A 15554-nucleotide genomic window follows, 5' to 3' on the forward strand; every position below is an offset into this window, starting at 1 on the left:
TATATTAGTTGCTTCAAGGTTGGAATAAGTCAAAAGTTAACCAAGCATTTTTTAGTGTTAAATTGCTTTTGAAAATAAAGATAGGTGGTTTTAATAATGGACATGAAAGATTTTATAGTTTTTTGTAAGAAAGGCAATCCAATTTCAGGAGAGGATAAGGAACTTCACGGTCTATTAACCAAGTGTAGTTATGAAGCCCAAAGGATTACTATGAAATTGAATACATCATATCATTCCAAAGAAGAAATAGTGGAGATTTTTAGCGAACTGACATGTAACCAAATTGATTCCTCTTTTATGTGTTTCCCTCCATTTTATACAGACTTCGGTAAAAATATCACGATTGGAAAAAACGTCTTTTTTAATACAGGGTGTTCATTCCAAGATAGAGGTGGAATTAGTATTGGAAATGGATCAATGTTAGGTATGAATGTCACGATTGCTACACTTAATCATGGGTTATCATTAGAAACAAGAAACACAACATATCCCTCACCAGTTATAATTGGCGAAAATGTATGGATTGGTTCAAACGCAACAATTCTACCGGGTGTTACAATAGGGGACAATTCTGTTGTGGCTGCAGGAGCAGTGGTTACTAAGGATGTTCCAGAAAATGTGGTTGTTGCAGGAGTACCTGCGAAAGTATTAAAAGAAATTAATAAAGGTGATAACTAAATTTAGTTTTTAGTATTTTTGATTAATAAAATCTGTTTCAAATAATGTTCCTTAAGAAGTTACGTCAGGGGTAACTCTTTTTGAACTAACAGGTGCTATAGTTAAAGAACATGGGTTGCTTAGGCAACTCTTTTTCTTATTGAACTAACGAAGCAGTTTAGTTTAACAAGCAAATGGAAAATTAATTTAAAAATGGAACCTCGATTCGTTTCAAACGTATTCAAGTAAAGAAGTAGGTTAGTTTAAGAGTGTTGTATAACTTGTGATCAACTATCGGTGCAGTTAGGGGCAATGTATGAAAACATTTAAAAAAATAATTGAATTCCTAAACAGAATGAAAGAAATCGATTTATGGGGAGATAAAATGGAAGATCTATCCTATAAAGAAGAAGAATACATACACAGAGTTTCAACTCAAAATCCCTATGGGCTTATAGGATTGATTTTGGGTGGAATTGCATTCACTTTCGGACCGCAATACGGCTTTATTCCCGTTATTACTGTTATCTTTTGCATAGTGACCCTATTTACTTTTGATAAAGAAAAAGAAGATAATCCTTGGCCTTTCTACTTGGGGATATTACTTTCATTAATCGGCTTTTGTATGTTTATTATCGGAGCGACACACCAGTTAATTCTCTAATTATGCAGCGATAATTTATTCCTGAATCTGGCGAAATTGTGGAATAAGCTTCACTTTTCTTATTCAACTAACGGGTGCTTTAAGTTAAACAAGACCATTATAGTGATGGTCTATTTTTATGTCCAAATCATCAGGTAGATTTCAGCTATCCATTGTGAAATGTTACACTTAAACTAAAGAAGCAGATTAGTTAAAGAATTAAATTATATCTTATAAGTAGAACTCAATTAATATAGAAGAGGGGTGATTATAATGATTATTTGGTTAAATGGAGCATTTGGTTCTGGAAAAACACAGACTTCATACGAATTAGAAAGAAGGATTCCTAATTCCCTTGTCTATGATCCAGAAAATATTGGTTTTTTTATTAAAAGGAATATACCCAAAGAAATTAGTAAAGGTGATTTCCAAGATTATAGTATCTGGCGAGAGTTAAATTACACTACTTTAAAATACATAGATAGTGAATATGACGGTATTATCATTGTTCCGATGACCTTAGTAAATCCACAGTATTTTGAGGAAATTGTAGGGAAATTAAGAGATGATGGAGTGATAGTCAATCATTTTGTACTTTGGGCTTCTAAAGAAACATTACAAAAGAGGTTGCGAAGTAGGGGTGAGAGAAAAAATTCATGGGGTGAAAAACAAATAGATAGATGTATTCAAGGGTTATCAAATGATATATTTAAAAATCGAATAGAAACTGATAAATTGACAGTTGAAAGTGTAGTGGAAACAATTGCATCTATGTTAGACATTCATTTACTCGATGACAAGAGAAATAAATTCAAGAAAAGATTGGACAGAATTAAAATACAAATAAAACAGATAAGATTTATAAATTAAATAGGTTACTCTCTTCAACTAACGGGTGCTTGAGTTAATCATGACCATCATTTCGATGGTCTATTTTTCATCCGAAAACTCAAGTAGATCTCAGAAATCCATTGTGAAATGTTACACTTAAACTAACGGGGCAGTTTAGTTAAACAAGAATTATCGATATTCCATTCTTTTTTATGTCGCATTTGAATTGTGCAGTAAATTAATAAGTTGAAATACCGTATTTTAAGGAAAGAAAACTATTAATTTTTCTAAATTAAATAGCCACTCTAAGTTGGCTTTTAAGAATTAATTCACTTTATAATAATTATATATTTTATATAACTTTTTTCCCTAACCAATGAGCAAATAAAACCAGAGGAATTATAAGAAAACCAAAAGGTAGACTTATAATAATAATCTTCCACGTTATGACTTCATTTACTAACAAAGCTTTATATAACACTAAACTGTATGGAAGAATGATTATTAACGACGTTATCGCTCCTGGAGTTATGGAACGGAAAAATATTGCTTGTCCAATATGGGTAAATGCATGGATGAAAAAAGTTAATGTTACTGCTGTAAAAAGATAGATATTAGCAAATGCTCCGTGAGTTAAGTATTGGTTGGCCATAATTGTAGAAATGCTAACAAATAAAAATATAATTAATACTGCAAAAGCAAATTGTGCAGTGGACATGGAAAATTGTTTAACTACTCGATCGGCTAATTTTTTGGGTAATCTTTTGTAAACTTCGTGTCTATTCTTATTTAGCCAATTTTCTACCATAATAATTTCTTCGAAGTCATGAAAAATAAATAAAATAGGAAACAACCAAATAAGAGTTTGAACATTCCATAGATCCATACTTCTACCTCTTTCATTCATATTTAGACTTAGTTTAAAATATGCTATTTTATAGCTATTATACCAATCTTTAATAATGTTGTTATATATTAAAAGTGCAATTGAAAAAGCTACTTCTTCAACTAGCGGGTGCTTTAGTGAAACAAGACCATCGTTTCGATGGTCTATTTTTATATCTAGATTATCAAGTAGAATTCGACGGTCCAGTGTGAAATGCTACACTTAAACTAACGTAACAGGATAGTTGAAAAAGGAAATTATGGTTAATAAGGAGAATTAATAACAATCTAATTTTCTACTCTCTAGAATAAGGAGTGCTTAAGATAATTAAAATTAAATTATTCCTAAAACAAGATTATCTATTTGAGAAAATATTAGAAACTATAGCAACTAATTCAAACATATATCAGGATATCGCAATATATGAAGGTAAAAAAGACGCAGGCGATAATTTTAAAGTTAAAGCTAATTAATGATTTTATTGCTCTACCTTATTCAACTAACGGTTGCTTTAGTTAAATAAGACCATCATTAGGTATTGTTTTTTTATGTAGAAAAGTTAAATAAAATAATCTGAAATAGATGTATTCGAGGGGGGGTAAGTATGAAAAAATTAAGTTTGTTATTCGTATGTTTATTTTTTCTATTATTAACAGCCTGTAATAATGAAGAACCTTTAATAGAAATTGAAGTAAAAGTTTCTTCAATCAGTGATGATGAATACAGTAAAGTTGGTGCCACTAAAGATTTAATTGAACCAAAGCAAGAAGATTTTAAGGTACTTGAGTATACATTTAATATGAAACACACAGATGCTGTGACTAATCGACAAATTGAGAGTTTTGAAGATTGGAGAAAAACGCTAAATAGCATAGATGAAATTGACCGTTATTGGTATGGAAGTGCTTCATCACAAGATAACGCATCTGAAAACTTTGCGGAATATCAATATAAACTTGTTTATTACGCAAAAGGATTATCTGAAGAGGATATTAAGAAAGCGTTTAGTGATGCAAAGCTTACAGTTTCGTGGACTGACAATAATAATGAACAAGAAGAAAAACAATACAAAATAGCGGATTTAATAGAGTTTAATAACGATTAAGAAGGTCTTATTCTACTAATGGGTGCTTTAGCTGAAGAACACGAGTTGCTTTAGACAGCTCATTTTTTAATATTGAACTAACGCAGCAGGTTAGTATAACTAGCAGGTATTATTAAAGGGAGGTCGAATAATATAATTTAATGAGTTATTCAAGTAAATGCTAAGTGTTTAAAAGAGAAAGAGGTGTTGAACGTGAAAAAAGTAAAAGAAAAAAATGAATTTTTGGAATGGGCAAAAGCAATAGGAATTGCTATTTTATTTGCATGTGGTATTCGATTTTTCCTATTTACACCTATTGTAGTTGACGGTGCTTCTATGATGCCCACATTTGAGAATGGTGACAGAATAGTAGTGGATAAAATCGGACCAAAATTGATGGAGTATGAAAGATTTGATGTGATTGTATTTGAAGCAAAAGAAGATACTAATTATATCAAACGTATTATTGGTATTCCTGGTGACCGCATCGCTTATGAAAACGATGAACTTTTTATTAATGGTGAGAGGTACGAAGAACACTACTTAGAGGAATATAAAAAAGCTTTGATAGACAATGGTACACTTACAGGAGACTTTACATTAGAAGAATATTTAGGTGAATTAACTGTGCCAGATGGATACTTTTTTGTACTAGGAGATAATCGTCGTAACAGCACAGATAGCAGAGATCCGAGTGTTGGATTTGTTTCGAAGGATAAAATATTGGGTACCGCAAAAATTGTATTTTTACCTCTAGATAATTTAAAGATAATAAAATGATAAAGTGAATTGTAAATGAAATAAGTTAATTGATGTTCCTGTTCAACTAACGGGTGCTTTAGTGAAAAAAGACCATCATTTTGATGGTCTATTTTTACCCCCTAAACAAAAAGTAGATTTTGGCGATCAAATTTTTCTAAATTTAAAAACCATCTAAGGTGACTTTTAAAACTTAATTCAATTTATAATAATTATATATTTTATATAACTTTTTTCCCTAACCAATGAGCAAATAAAACAAGAGGAATTATAAGAAAACCAAAAGGTAGACTTATAATTATAATCTTCCACGTTATGACTTCATTTCCTAACAAAGCTTTATATAACACTTAATGGTTCGTGGTGGGTACTGGGAGCAATTATGGAAGAGACAGTAGGATGGTTAATCATTATCGTAATTCCATATATCCCTAAATTTTGTTTTAAATTTCGATTCAATTAAATCTAAGAAAGAGATTTATCTGGTATTAAGTCGAATTTTATAGTTATGAATCATGGAACAATTTCAAAAACAGTACCTTTGTTAAAATCAGTCACATTCATAGAGCCATAAACCCCTAAATATAGTCTAGTTTGATCCAGATTTGTTCCTAAGCTAACATAATAAGCTGATTGAGACCCAAAATTATAATCGGTTTGAATAACACTAAAATCATTTGGTTTACCATCTGTTCTTAGCCTAGTATAAGCTAAAACCCCTGTAACCGGTGGTTGAGATCCTTCATCCCGGGCAAAATCGGTAAACACAACGCTGCCCGTTAAATCGGGTATCCCATTCCCCGAATAGGCTTGAACTCCTGTAAGTGCAGTTCCTCCAAACTTATCGGGTCGGGGATCTTTATGAAAATAACTAGTTAAAGGCTGAAGACGTATGAATGAATTTTTTACTGTATCATTGTAATAAGCAATTGTTTTTTCTTCCAAAGTCGGATTTGCAGAGCAGCCCCTTATAATCGAAGTAGGAAAAGCACCTTCCCATCCTCGCCAGCCAAAGTTAATAAATCCTTCTTGGTCAGATTCAGATTTCATTAAAGAAGCTTGAATAAGTTGAGTAACCGGTATTGGTTTATAATGAACGAATGAAAAAATCGACTCTACTAAATCCTGTCCGACATTTCCCACATATTTGATATACTGATTATAAAACCTTTGAAATGAAATACCAGGTATATTACGAACCCCTTTGGCAATTACCGTTAGAGTTTCCTGAATAGGTGCGGGAAGTTCATTAAAACGTGTGACTACGGGTGGATTAGCGATAAATGTATTATTAGCTACATCAATTTCAATTATTTTACCGGCGATTTCCATATCATCCTGGCTTAAATTAAATGGATCATAGCCTGATCCACCATCTCCGGTTGTTAATACAAGTTTTCCTGTTTCAGGTGAAAAGTTTAAGCTATTGACACCATTATGATTGAAAAATGGTCTTCTTAAATTAAGTAATGCCCGCCGTTTTTGAGGTTGACCATTCGATTGTAAAATCCATTCCTCAACTGTATCAATATGATCAAATTGAGTTTCTCTATTAATCCACTTTAGGTTTAAGGTTCTGGGGTCACACGGATTAGGCTGAAAAAATTCAGGAAGACCATCTTGGCCTCGTCCTGCAGCTTCTGAATTAGGAAGAGCACCTGGACCTTGTGTGCCAGCTACAGAATAATGAAGATAAAACAGACCGTTATAATGAAATTCGGGATGAAACGCTAGCCCTATCAATCCTCGTTCATCATATCCACCACCAGAAACACCTAGTTTTATGATCCGCGGGCGAATATCTAAAAAAGTCCTTATAACTCCGTTTCCAATGTAAAAGATCTCTCCTACCTGGGTTGCAATAAATAATCTTTCAATTGAGTCACCCGGAAGTATTGCTGTTTTTAAAACAGTGGGTAAATTTATATTACTTACAATGGGTCGTAAACTAACCTTAACTTTTAACAACTAACTTTACGCTCCTTCTTATTGTTTTTTTATAAGAATATGATAAGAACTGTTCTATTATTAAATTAGGGCCGGGAAATTTTGGGAATATACTTAATAATATAAACATATATAGAACAATCTCTTCGTTGTCTTCTATCATTAAATTGTATGGATTTCGTCTTAACTAAAACCTGTAACCAGTATTGAGGAATTGAGGACTTGTATTTAATTGAAATGATAACTGTTTACTCTGAGTTACCACTCGAAATATGAAAGATTTTCTTGTGCCGAAAAGGATAAAGCTTATGTGTTTTAAGAAGAGAAGGAGGAACTCATGAATTGTTTAGCGTTTTATCAAATGAATCATACAAGCTCCACCATTATTTTAAAACGTATTCTTATTCTAAAAAGCTTGTATTAGCCGCCATTTTTTCAGCACTTGCAGCTATCCTGCAGTCAACTGGAAACTTCCTACCAGGGATTGGTTATTTAATCAGTCCTTTTGCCACTCTCCCTATCTTGATTTGTACTATTATATCTATTCCCTTTGGACTTCAAAGTTACATTTTAACGTTTTTTTTACTGACTCTGATTCAACCTGGTGAATCTTTTGTTTTCCCGTTTACAACAGGGATAGTAGGTTTAGGAATTGGAATAGCACTTCTTATTTTAAAAAGGCGAATTTACATCGTAGTTTTTACGTCTGTATTATTAATGGCTGGAATTTGTTTTCTTCTATATATAGTCCAATTCCCTGTTTTAGGACCAATCGCCAGTACATCTTCTTCATTGAAGGTTATGGGGTTTATTTATATTTTTTCTTTTGCATATAGCTGGTTATGGGTTGAATTAAGTAAGTTTATCTTCAAGAAATGGTATAAATTGATGGTGGAAAAATAAGTAAGAAGATTGGGCGCATTGTTAGGATAAGAAATGCGCTCTAACTTTGTAAGGTTCATATAGTTTGATAAGATGTTAGTCACAAACGGATTTCATGTAAAAGCATACTCATATTAGGTTGCTTTTCACTATTCTGTTAACGGCAGCGATTGTTTAACAAGCGTCTCTTATCATATTAAACTAATTGGTGAACAAGGCCATCATTTCGATGGTCTATTTTTACGTCCAAAGAATGGATGGCTAATGTGGCAGCATTCCTGTTTGAAAGATGCTCCGGGACTTGAAAGAAAAAGATCGTCTAGTATGTTGCTGATTTTATTGATTCCAATAACTTTTTCGGGAACTGCAAAATAGGAGTGGAATTCTAAAAAGAATGAAGCTTGAAGGTGAAATGTGTCTAGAAAAACTAAAGAACGGGTAAAGAATACATAGTTGAAGCAAATAGGAGGTAATTTCTAATGAAGAATCATGTTGTTGGCGTATACGAAAATGAACAACAAGCGGCTGAAGTTGTTGAAGATTTAAAAGAGAAAGGCTATACAACTGAGGAAATTTCAGTTATTGCTAAAAATACAAATGAACTATCTGAAATCACGCAGGAAGTAAAACCCTCCACTAAGGATGGAGCCTTTGCTGGAGCTGTAACTGGAGGAGCAATTGGTATAGCGGGCGTGATAGCAGGTTTATCCACTGTATTAATTCCCGGATTTGGCGCTGTGTTGGCTGCAGGTCCAATAATTACAACAATTGGAGGAGCAGTCGTAGGGGCCAACTCTGGCGCTGGCGGATTAAAACATGCTCTGATGGAAATTGGAGTCCCAGATGATGAAGCTGAACGCTATTCTAATGACGCTCAAGATGGTAAAATTCTGGTATTTCTTCATCCCAAACAGTGAGGACGTATTGGGTGGTTAGATGTTTGCATAAATATCACGCAGTGATTTTAGCTAAAAGTCGCTAAATCACTTGATGTAATAGTTTACCTCGGGAATTAACTCATGATGGACTACAACGTGAGTTTCCAGTTCTTAAGATGTGTGTTCGATTCCTTCCTAGTGTATACGAAAAAGAGTGAGTTCCTATGTTTGTATGAGTTTTGTACAAACATAGGAACTTTTTTTGTTTGGTTGCTTTAGCAACAAATAAAATTATGAAGATGATTAGAAAAAATAGAGAAAAATGTCATAAAAATATGTTGGTGCTTTAGTTAAATATTACGGGGTTACTTAGAGAGCCATTTTTTCTTATTGAACTAACGAAGCAGGTTAGTTCATATTAGTTGAAGAATAATGAGATAATGAATTTAATTTAATTGTGGAGATGATATAGTGTTTAAATATAATGTATGTTTCTTGAAAAGTAATGACCGAATCTTAATGCTGAATCGTGAAAAGCCACCAATTATGGGTGTGTGGAACGGGGTTGGCGGTAAATATGAAGCAGGAGAAACAGCTGATGAGGGTGCAATACGTGAAGTATTTGAGGAAACAGGTATCAAAGTAAACGAATATTACTCTAAAGGTGTAATTACATGGGATAAAAATGACGGGGAAAAAGATGGGTTACATGTGTACTTGTTTGAAGTAGATGCGACATTAGGGAATGAATCCATACAAAAAACAAGAGAAGGGATTCTCGATTGGAAACAAATAGATTGGATAATTAACCCTAATAACTTAGGGATTGCTAAAATGGTATTACAGTACTTGCCTGTACTATTAGAAAAAGAGAATGATTATTTATTCGAGTACAAGGACGGTATAGTTAAGCTTATAGTTTAAGAAGTATTATAGAAATTTGTTTATTGCCTCTAAAAGATAGTTATTGTTTAACTGACGGGTGCTTTACTTGATTATGTAGACGATAGGAGTAAAGAATTGATGAAAATAAGAATAGCCACGTCAAACGATCGGCAACAAGTGGTAAATGTATTAAATAAGGCAACGTTGGCTTTACAAAAAAAGGGGATTTGCCAGTGGGATTATCCATGGGATGTAAATAAAATTGTTAGCGAAATTAAGAATAATTATGCGTATGTATTATTCTTAGATGAGGAAATAGTTGGTACTTTTTGTATAAAGGAGATAGATAGTTTAAGTGAATTAACAATTGTTCCAAAAAGTAATTATTTGTTTCAAATTGCCCTTCTACCAGAATACCAAGGTAATAATTATGGATCAGAAATAACGGACTTTGCCCGTTCTTTCACAATTGAGGGAAATAAGACGATTTATTTAGACTGTTGGGCTGGAAATGAAAAGTTAAAAGGTTACTATTTGAATAATGGGTTCGAGTATCGAGATGATTTTCCCGAAGAAGATTATTTCATTAGCATTTTTAAATACAACTAATTACAATCCTTATTGTACAAACGGGTTAGGCTAGTTTAATAAGGAATTCTACTGACTAGGAATAAAGAGTGTTAATCAATATTGGGGGATACTTATGCGTAGTTTTATTATCATTTTGTTAAGTTTTGGACTGTTATTAACTGGTTGCTCAAATGGAGCAAGTGTTACAGAAGTCAGAGCTTATATGGCAGAAGATATACCTTTTGAAGATGGAACAGGTAGAGTAACTATTGTATATGAGGAAATAATTGATGACAGTACGATTGATGACGGAATTATTGATGTAATTGTATTAGCAAAAGGATTAAAACCAACTGCAAACTATGAAATTTCGCTTGGAGGAGATAATAATGGAGGAGTTGTTTTTGGTCCTGAAGAAAATGTAGAGATACGATTTGGAACTATGGTTGGTGGAACTTTATTTCAGCCTAATGAGCAAGGAGAACTATATGTTTCAATGAAGAATCCATTAAGAATTATAGATGGTAAAGAAGTGCGAGTTATTGTCTCAGAAAATGGCAAAGAAGTTTTAAGAACTCAACCTTTTATAGTGTCGAAAAAAACTCCGCAATAAAAGAAAGATCAATAGCGTTGAAACCTTGTGAAATTCTTATTGAACTTACGAAGCAGTGATTTAATTAGTTATACCAATTTTCAATGGAAGAGTCACTACAAGGAGTTATTGCATTACACGAAGAATTCTTTATTTATATATGTGATATTGAAGAGTGGTAACAAAGTCTCCTTATTATGCTAATTGTGCGTTTCTACAATCGTGTGAACTTTTTATTGAAGTAACGAAGAAGCTGGTTTATGAAGGAAGATATTAACGAAAGCAGGATGGGAAGATAATACTCAAAGAATACTTTTCATCATGAAGAATATATATATATATAAAATAGGAACCTAGATAATTACTTTCTGGTGAAGGGAGATTTTCATGAGTAATTTAGTAAATGACAATCTGTATGAAGTGAGAAATAACTTAGTAAACGAGATTACTTCATTAAATTATTCTCAATTTAATGGTAGGCTTGGTATGAATATGTGGAGTATAGCACAAATTTGTCATCACTTAGTTTTAGTGGAACAGGCAACAATAAAGGCAATTGCATGGGGGTTAAAAAAGGTTGAAAATACTCAAACAGAACGTAAAAACGTTCGTCTTATGTTGGATCGAACGAAAAAGTTTAAAGCTCCCGAAATAGTTGAACCAGATGAAGAACCATTTGAAGTTCAGTCAATCATTGAAATATTAAACGATTCGAGAAAAAAATTACTGACTTTCCTTAGTACAATAGAGGATAAACCGATATTGGAGGAAAAATCATTTAAGCATCCTGCTTTAGGTGAATTACCACTTGACCAATGGATTGAACAGATATATTTACATGAACAACGACACATAGAACAAATAAAAGAAATAAGATTACTTTTAGATACGAGGCACTAAACATATGATTATCAACAGATTCCTGTTTAAGTAAAGGGGAAAAAGAATTTAACTATGTGAATTAATATTTTTATATTATCGGGTGCTTTACTTCTAGAAGGGGTAGGGCCTTTTTTCATTTTCAACTTCCTCATCATATTGAGCTAACGGGTGCTTTACTTCATTAAAGAATAAAGCCTTTTTTCTTATTGAAATAAAGCAGCAGATAAGTTGAACAAGGAGGTATATTTGGCAGCTCGGCGAAATAGTAAAGAAAGTTTAATCGTAGTGGGGTAGAATATGTCAAAGTATATTAGTATATTTTTCTTAACAATAATGGTTAGTATAATATTTTTTTTTCTATTTGTTGGTGTGTTTGATGGCGGTGATTATGCTGAAACAGCAATTTATACATTTGGTACAATAATAATTTTACTCCTATCATTTTTGATTTCACTCATGTACTATTTAATAAATTTATTAAATAATTAATTTTAGCTCAACGATTATACACTAAAGGGGACTTAGGTGTAAAATCGTTGAGCTGCCTACGCTGCTCTTTTTCTTATTGAACTAACGAAGCAGGTTTAGTCTAATAATGAGTTAAAGAATATACCACCCTAAACGTTATGGGGAACTTATATTAAATAGAACACAAATAACAACTTTAGCAGAAAGTTTAGGAGAGATTGTGAGAGTTAGTAATTAAAGTAACTTTTTACAATCAAAAATCCAAACAAAAAAAGGAGCAGCAACTACTCCTTTTCTAAAACCATTTTACAGGAATATTAGTTTCTAGGATCTACATAATCCGGATAATCAGAAATGATTGCGTCAACTCCCATTTCGAATAAGAAGTCTGCAGCTTCTTGACTGCGTACTGTCCATGAACCAATTTGCATTCCTTGAGAGTGAACTTGATTCACTAATTCTTCTGTCACAATTCCATAACTTGGGTTAAACCAATCCGCATATGTTGAAAATTCTTGTAAAGCTTCCAATGTTGTATCTGCACGGTTAGAAGTTAATACACCGACTGGAACTTTAGGAAGTAGCTGGTCCACTCTTTTCACAGATTCAAAGTTAAAAGATTGAATAATGATTTTTTCATTTTGTGGTTTATCGAGATTTCGTTCTTTTAATACTTCTGCTACTTGTTCTTCAATACCAGGGTAAAGCTCTGGAGCCTTTAATTCTATTAAAATTCCAATTTTTCCATGGTAGCGATCAAGAATCTCTTCAAATGTTGGGATTGGTTCTCCTGCAAATTGTTCCCCTTTCCAACTACCTGCATCAAGACTTCTAAGCTGTTCAAATGTTAAATCTCCTACTTTTCCCGTTCCATCTGTTGTACGATCCACTGTTGTATCATGAATCAATACTAATTCACCATCTTTACTTCTTTGAACATCGATTTCAATATAATCGGCTTTCATATCAACTGCTAGATCAAAAGCAGCAATCGTATTTTCAGGAGCGTAACCTGTTGCACCACGGTGTGCTACATTTTCAACTTGTTTTCTATCACCTACTGTTTGTTCTACTGCAAACGCCTGACTTAATGGGCTGAATAATAACGATAATGCCACTCCTGTACCTATTAATAATTTTTTGCTCATTTTCTCCATCTCCTATCTAAAATATCTTTCAAATTTATTTTAGAAAATGGATGTTAAACTAATATGTAGATATATTTATAGATTAATGAAGTTTGTGTTAACGAAATTTGACCTTTTTCCTTACGTTTTTTTACAAATCTACTAGAGGAATCAGTAGAATAAGTGTACTACATTGCCACATTTTACCAAAACACTGACTTAACTCTTGGATTTTAAGCTATTGACGCATTCTCCAAATAAGAAAATAGATAAAATACCTAAATAAGGAGAAAAATTTTATAAGGTATCAATTGAGTATTATCCTATAAAACACTTTGGAAACAATTTCAATATCTAATTCGTTTATATAAAGTAAATGGGACATATAGACAAGATATAGGGATACTATTTCAAACAAATAAAAGTGAGGTAGGTATTGTCTTTGGAATTTTTCACAACGCAATTAGCAATGATTGCATTATTTATCTTAATAATTCATTCAATCGAAACCTTAGCATATTCAGTCCGTTTATCAGGGGCAAGAGTGAAATTATTAGCATCGGCACTTTCTCTATTTAATGTGATGGTAATGGTTTCAAGGCTTGCGAATATGATGCAACAACCTTTTACAGGAAGTTTGATTGATAATGCACCAAAAGAAAATGCATTAGAATTTGTCGAGAGTCAGTATCGAATTCTAATTGGTTCTGCAACATTAGGTACGATAATCGGTTTACTATTGTTACCAACATTTATTGCTGTTTTTTCGAGGGCAATCATTCATTTAGCAGAAGAACGAGGTTCGATTCCAGCGTTATTGAAAAAAGGATTTACAATAGCATATTTTAGACGTGCAAAAAAGCATATACATCTACCTAGATATGCATATTTAAAAGATATGAGCTGGCGTGATATACCGATTAAATTATTTTGTATTAATATTTTGATTACAGCAATTTATACAATTGGAGTTTTATCTGCACTATATGCAGCATTGCTTGCACCTGAACGCGCAACAACTGCTGTTATGGCATCGGGTTTAATTAATGGTGTAGCTACAATCTTACTAATTGTCTTTATTGACCCCAAAATTTCAATCCTAGCGGATGATGTAATCAACCAAAAAGGGAACTATGTTACTTTAAAAAGTGCCTCTATTATGATGGTAACATCAAGATTGTTAGGAACACTTTTAGCACAGGTATTATTCATTCCTGGTGCAAAGTATATTGCTTGGTTAACGCAGTTTCTTATGTAGTTAATAAAATTACATGTAATATTACCGGAGATAATTAAAATAAGTTATAAAATAATGTACTTAGACTAATGGGTGCACTATTTGAATAAGTTCATGCCATAAAAAGTGCTATTTTCTGGAAATAACGGGTCAGGATAGTTGAAATAACACAACACAACACAATAAATATGATGCTTCAATCAAAGATCTTATGTAAGGAGGTGCTCAATTGAAAAAAATATTATTAGGTTTAGTTGTTATACTAGTAATGTTTTTTTATATTTTTATCAGTCGCCTCTTATTAGTACAGGTGAAGCAATAAACAATGCAGAAAAATATTTGCTTAATCCCCCAGTAGAGTGGAAAAACTCAATTTCCTTTGATGGTTTAGAAGAACTTCCACCTGAGAATATTAGTGTGCAGCTCATACAAAGGCAAGGGTTTTGGAACGAATTAACTAATAGAATGCAATGGGAAGTAACAATAAAATATACAGGGAAAGAATCAACTGTTGTAATAGACGCCTACAATGGTGAATTTATGGATTTATTAGGACCATTAAATTAAATACATTACTCCTTTTTCAACTAACATGGCAGTTTAGTTCAATTAGCAGGAATTATGGATTGTAAAATCGAAACAGTAATTCATATAAGAAATTAGACTAAAAGACTTAGTGAAAGGAGTTGGCTTATGAAAAAAAAAAACTTACATGTTTAGTATCCTTGCCATGGCACTTCTTATTGGAATATCAATTTTTACCTCAGTGTTAGGAAACAATAATAAATCTCTAACAAAAGCTGAAGAAAAAACTGTTATAGAAAATAATAGCTTTCTGAATGAATTGAATAAGATTAACGTTACATTGGAAGAGGAGTCTCCAAAAAATTATTCTTTTAATAATATGAAATTGAACAACGGAGATCTTTTCTTATTAAAAAGCGAAAATAAGGGCTTGGCTTTAAAAAAAGGAGATAATGTTGAGATAGACCTATCCATCATCCCAGATGGAACAAGTGCTACTGGAGTTGGTTACATATTGAATGGTAATTATACGGAGATTTTTTCTGCTTCCGTTACTGATCAGCTGATGACAGACTTTTATGTAGAAGAGGATGGGGAATATATAATTTGTATAATCGGTTTTAACGCAAACTTTATAACAATATCTGATGGTGCTATTTTAGTTGATTAGATTTGAATGATGTATTCTTACAAACGCGTGT

At 32.5% G+C, this 15554-nt stretch carries 17 protein-coding genes; 14 read left to right on the top strand and 3 right to left on the bottom strand.

Translation table 11 applies throughout. The features are described 5' to 3' along the window. Window positions 1–96: 96 nt before the first annotated feature. The 3 genes from AM499_RS05945 to AM499_RS05955 all read left to right on the top strand — a co-directional run bounded on the left by AM499_RS05945 (window position 97) and on the right by AM499_RS05955 (window position 2170). On the top strand, window positions 97–678 hold the full coding sequence (locus tag AM499_RS05945; RefSeq protein WP_053589332.1) for a sugar O-acetyltransferase: 582 nt from the start codon (window positions 97–99) through the stop codon (window positions 676–678). A 295-nt stretch (window positions 679–973) separates the two neighbouring features. Then, entirely contained in the window at window positions 974–1321 is a 348-nt protein-coding gene (locus AM499_RS05950; RefSeq protein ID WP_053589333.1) for a hypothetical protein, read from the top strand. Window positions 1322–1573: 252 nt separating this feature from the next. After that, a complete protein-coding gene (locus AM499_RS05955; RefSeq protein ID WP_053589334.1) occupies window positions 1574–2170 on the top strand; it encodes an AAA family ATPase in 597 nt (198 codons plus the stop codon). 313 nt (window positions 2171–2483) lie between these two features. Here the strand turns inward: AM499_RS05955 and AM499_RS05960 are convergent, their stop codons facing one another. Continuing rightward, window positions 2484–3017 (bottom strand): HXXEE domain-containing protein, encoded by a 534-nt coding sequence (locus AM499_RS05960; protein ID WP_053589335.1) that lies wholly within the window; start codon window positions 3015–3017, stop codon window positions 2484–2486. A 604-nt stretch (window positions 3018–3621) separates the two neighbouring features. On the opposite strand from AM499_RS05960, the gene AM499_RS05965 reads away from it, so the two are divergent. After that, window positions 3622–4122: a hypothetical protein gene (locus AM499_RS05965; protein ID WP_053589336.1), complete on the top strand. Its 501-nt coding sequence runs from the start codon at window positions 3622–3624 to the stop codon at window positions 4120–4122. Window positions 4123–4314: 192 nt separating this feature from the next. Next, entirely contained in the window at window positions 4315–4881 is a 567-nt protein-coding gene (lepB, locus tag AM499_RS05970; protein ID WP_053589337.1) for a signal peptidase I, read from the top strand. A gap of 492 nt (window positions 4882–5373) precedes the next feature. On the opposite strand, the gene AM499_RS05975 is transcribed toward lepB, so the two are convergent. Then, window positions 5374–6828 carry a PQQ-dependent sugar dehydrogenase gene (locus AM499_RS05975; RefSeq protein ID WP_053589338.1) on the bottom strand — a complete coding sequence of 485 codons (1455 nt, stop codon included), beginning with the start codon at window positions 6826–6828 and terminating at the stop codon, window positions 5374–5376. A gap of 321 nt (window positions 6829–7149) precedes the next feature. Between AM499_RS05975 and AM499_RS05980 the strand changes: the two genes are divergently transcribed. From AM499_RS05980 to AM499_RS06005, 6 genes are all read left to right on the top strand, one after another. Then, window positions 7150–7710: a YybS family protein gene (locus AM499_RS05980; protein WP_053589339.1), complete on the top strand. Its 561-nt coding sequence runs from the start codon at window positions 7150–7152 to the stop codon at window positions 7708–7710. Between the two features lie 458 nt (window positions 7711–8168). Continuing rightward, on the top strand, window positions 8169–8606 hold the full coding sequence (locus AM499_RS05985; protein ID WP_053589340.1) for a YflT domain-containing protein: 438 nt from the start codon (window positions 8169–8171) through the stop codon (window positions 8604–8606). A gap of 432 nt (window positions 8607–9038) precedes the next feature. Then, window positions 9039–9491 carry an NUDIX hydrolase gene (locus AM499_RS05990; RefSeq protein WP_082355182.1) on the top strand — a complete coding sequence of 151 codons (453 nt, stop codon included), beginning with the start codon at window positions 9039–9041 and terminating at the stop codon, window positions 9489–9491. Between the two features lie 99 nt (window positions 9492–9590). Beyond that, window positions 9591–10061, top strand: coding sequence for a GNAT family N-acetyltransferase (locus AM499_RS05995; RefSeq protein ID WP_053589341.1), 471 nt, complete (start codon window positions 9591–9593; stop codon window positions 10059–10061). Window positions 10062–10155: 94 nt separating this feature from the next. Further along, on the top strand, window positions 10156–10635 hold the full coding sequence (locus AM499_RS06000) for a hypothetical protein (protein ID WP_053589342.1): 480 nt from the start codon (window positions 10156–10158) through the stop codon (window positions 10633–10635). A gap of 366 nt (window positions 10636–11001) precedes the next feature. After that, a complete protein-coding gene (locus tag AM499_RS06005) occupies window positions 11002–11514 on the top strand; it encodes a DinB family protein (protein ID WP_053589343.1) in 513 nt (170 codons plus the stop codon). Window positions 11515–12281: 767 nt separating this feature from the next. On the opposite strand, the gene AM499_RS06015 is transcribed toward AM499_RS06005, so the two are convergent. Continuing rightward, window positions 12282–13112, bottom strand: coding sequence for a glycerophosphodiester phosphodiesterase (locus AM499_RS06015; RefSeq protein ID WP_053589345.1), 831 nt, complete (start codon window positions 13110–13112; stop codon window positions 12282–12284). Between the two features lie 448 nt (window positions 13113–13560). Between AM499_RS06015 and AM499_RS06020 the strand changes: the two genes are divergently transcribed. The 3 genes from AM499_RS06020 to AM499_RS06030 all read left to right on the top strand — a co-directional run bounded on the left by AM499_RS06020 (window position 13561) and on the right by AM499_RS06030 (window position 15523). Continuing rightward, a complete protein-coding gene (locus AM499_RS06020; RefSeq protein ID WP_053592111.1) occupies window positions 13561–14349 on the top strand; it encodes a lipid II flippase Amj family protein in 789 nt (262 codons plus the stop codon). Window positions 14350–14667: 318 nt separating this feature from the next. Further along, window positions 14668–14895 (top strand): PepSY domain-containing protein, encoded by a 228-nt coding sequence (locus AM499_RS06025; RefSeq protein ID WP_053589346.1) that lies wholly within the window; start codon window positions 14668–14670, stop codon window positions 14893–14895. A gap of 145 nt (window positions 14896–15040) precedes the next feature. Further along, the gene (locus AM499_RS06030; protein ID WP_053589347.1) at window positions 15041–15523 is read left to right on the top strand and encodes a hypothetical protein; all 483 of its coding nucleotides are present in this window, start codon (window positions 15041–15043) and stop codon (window positions 15521–15523) included. Window positions 15524–15554 lie beyond the last annotated feature (31 nt).

The sequence above is a fragment of the Bacillus sp. FJAT-22090 genome (assembly GCF_001278755.1).
In the GTDB taxonomy this organism is placed as follows: Bacteria; Bacillota; Bacilli; order Bacillales_A; family Planococcaceae; genus Psychrobacillus.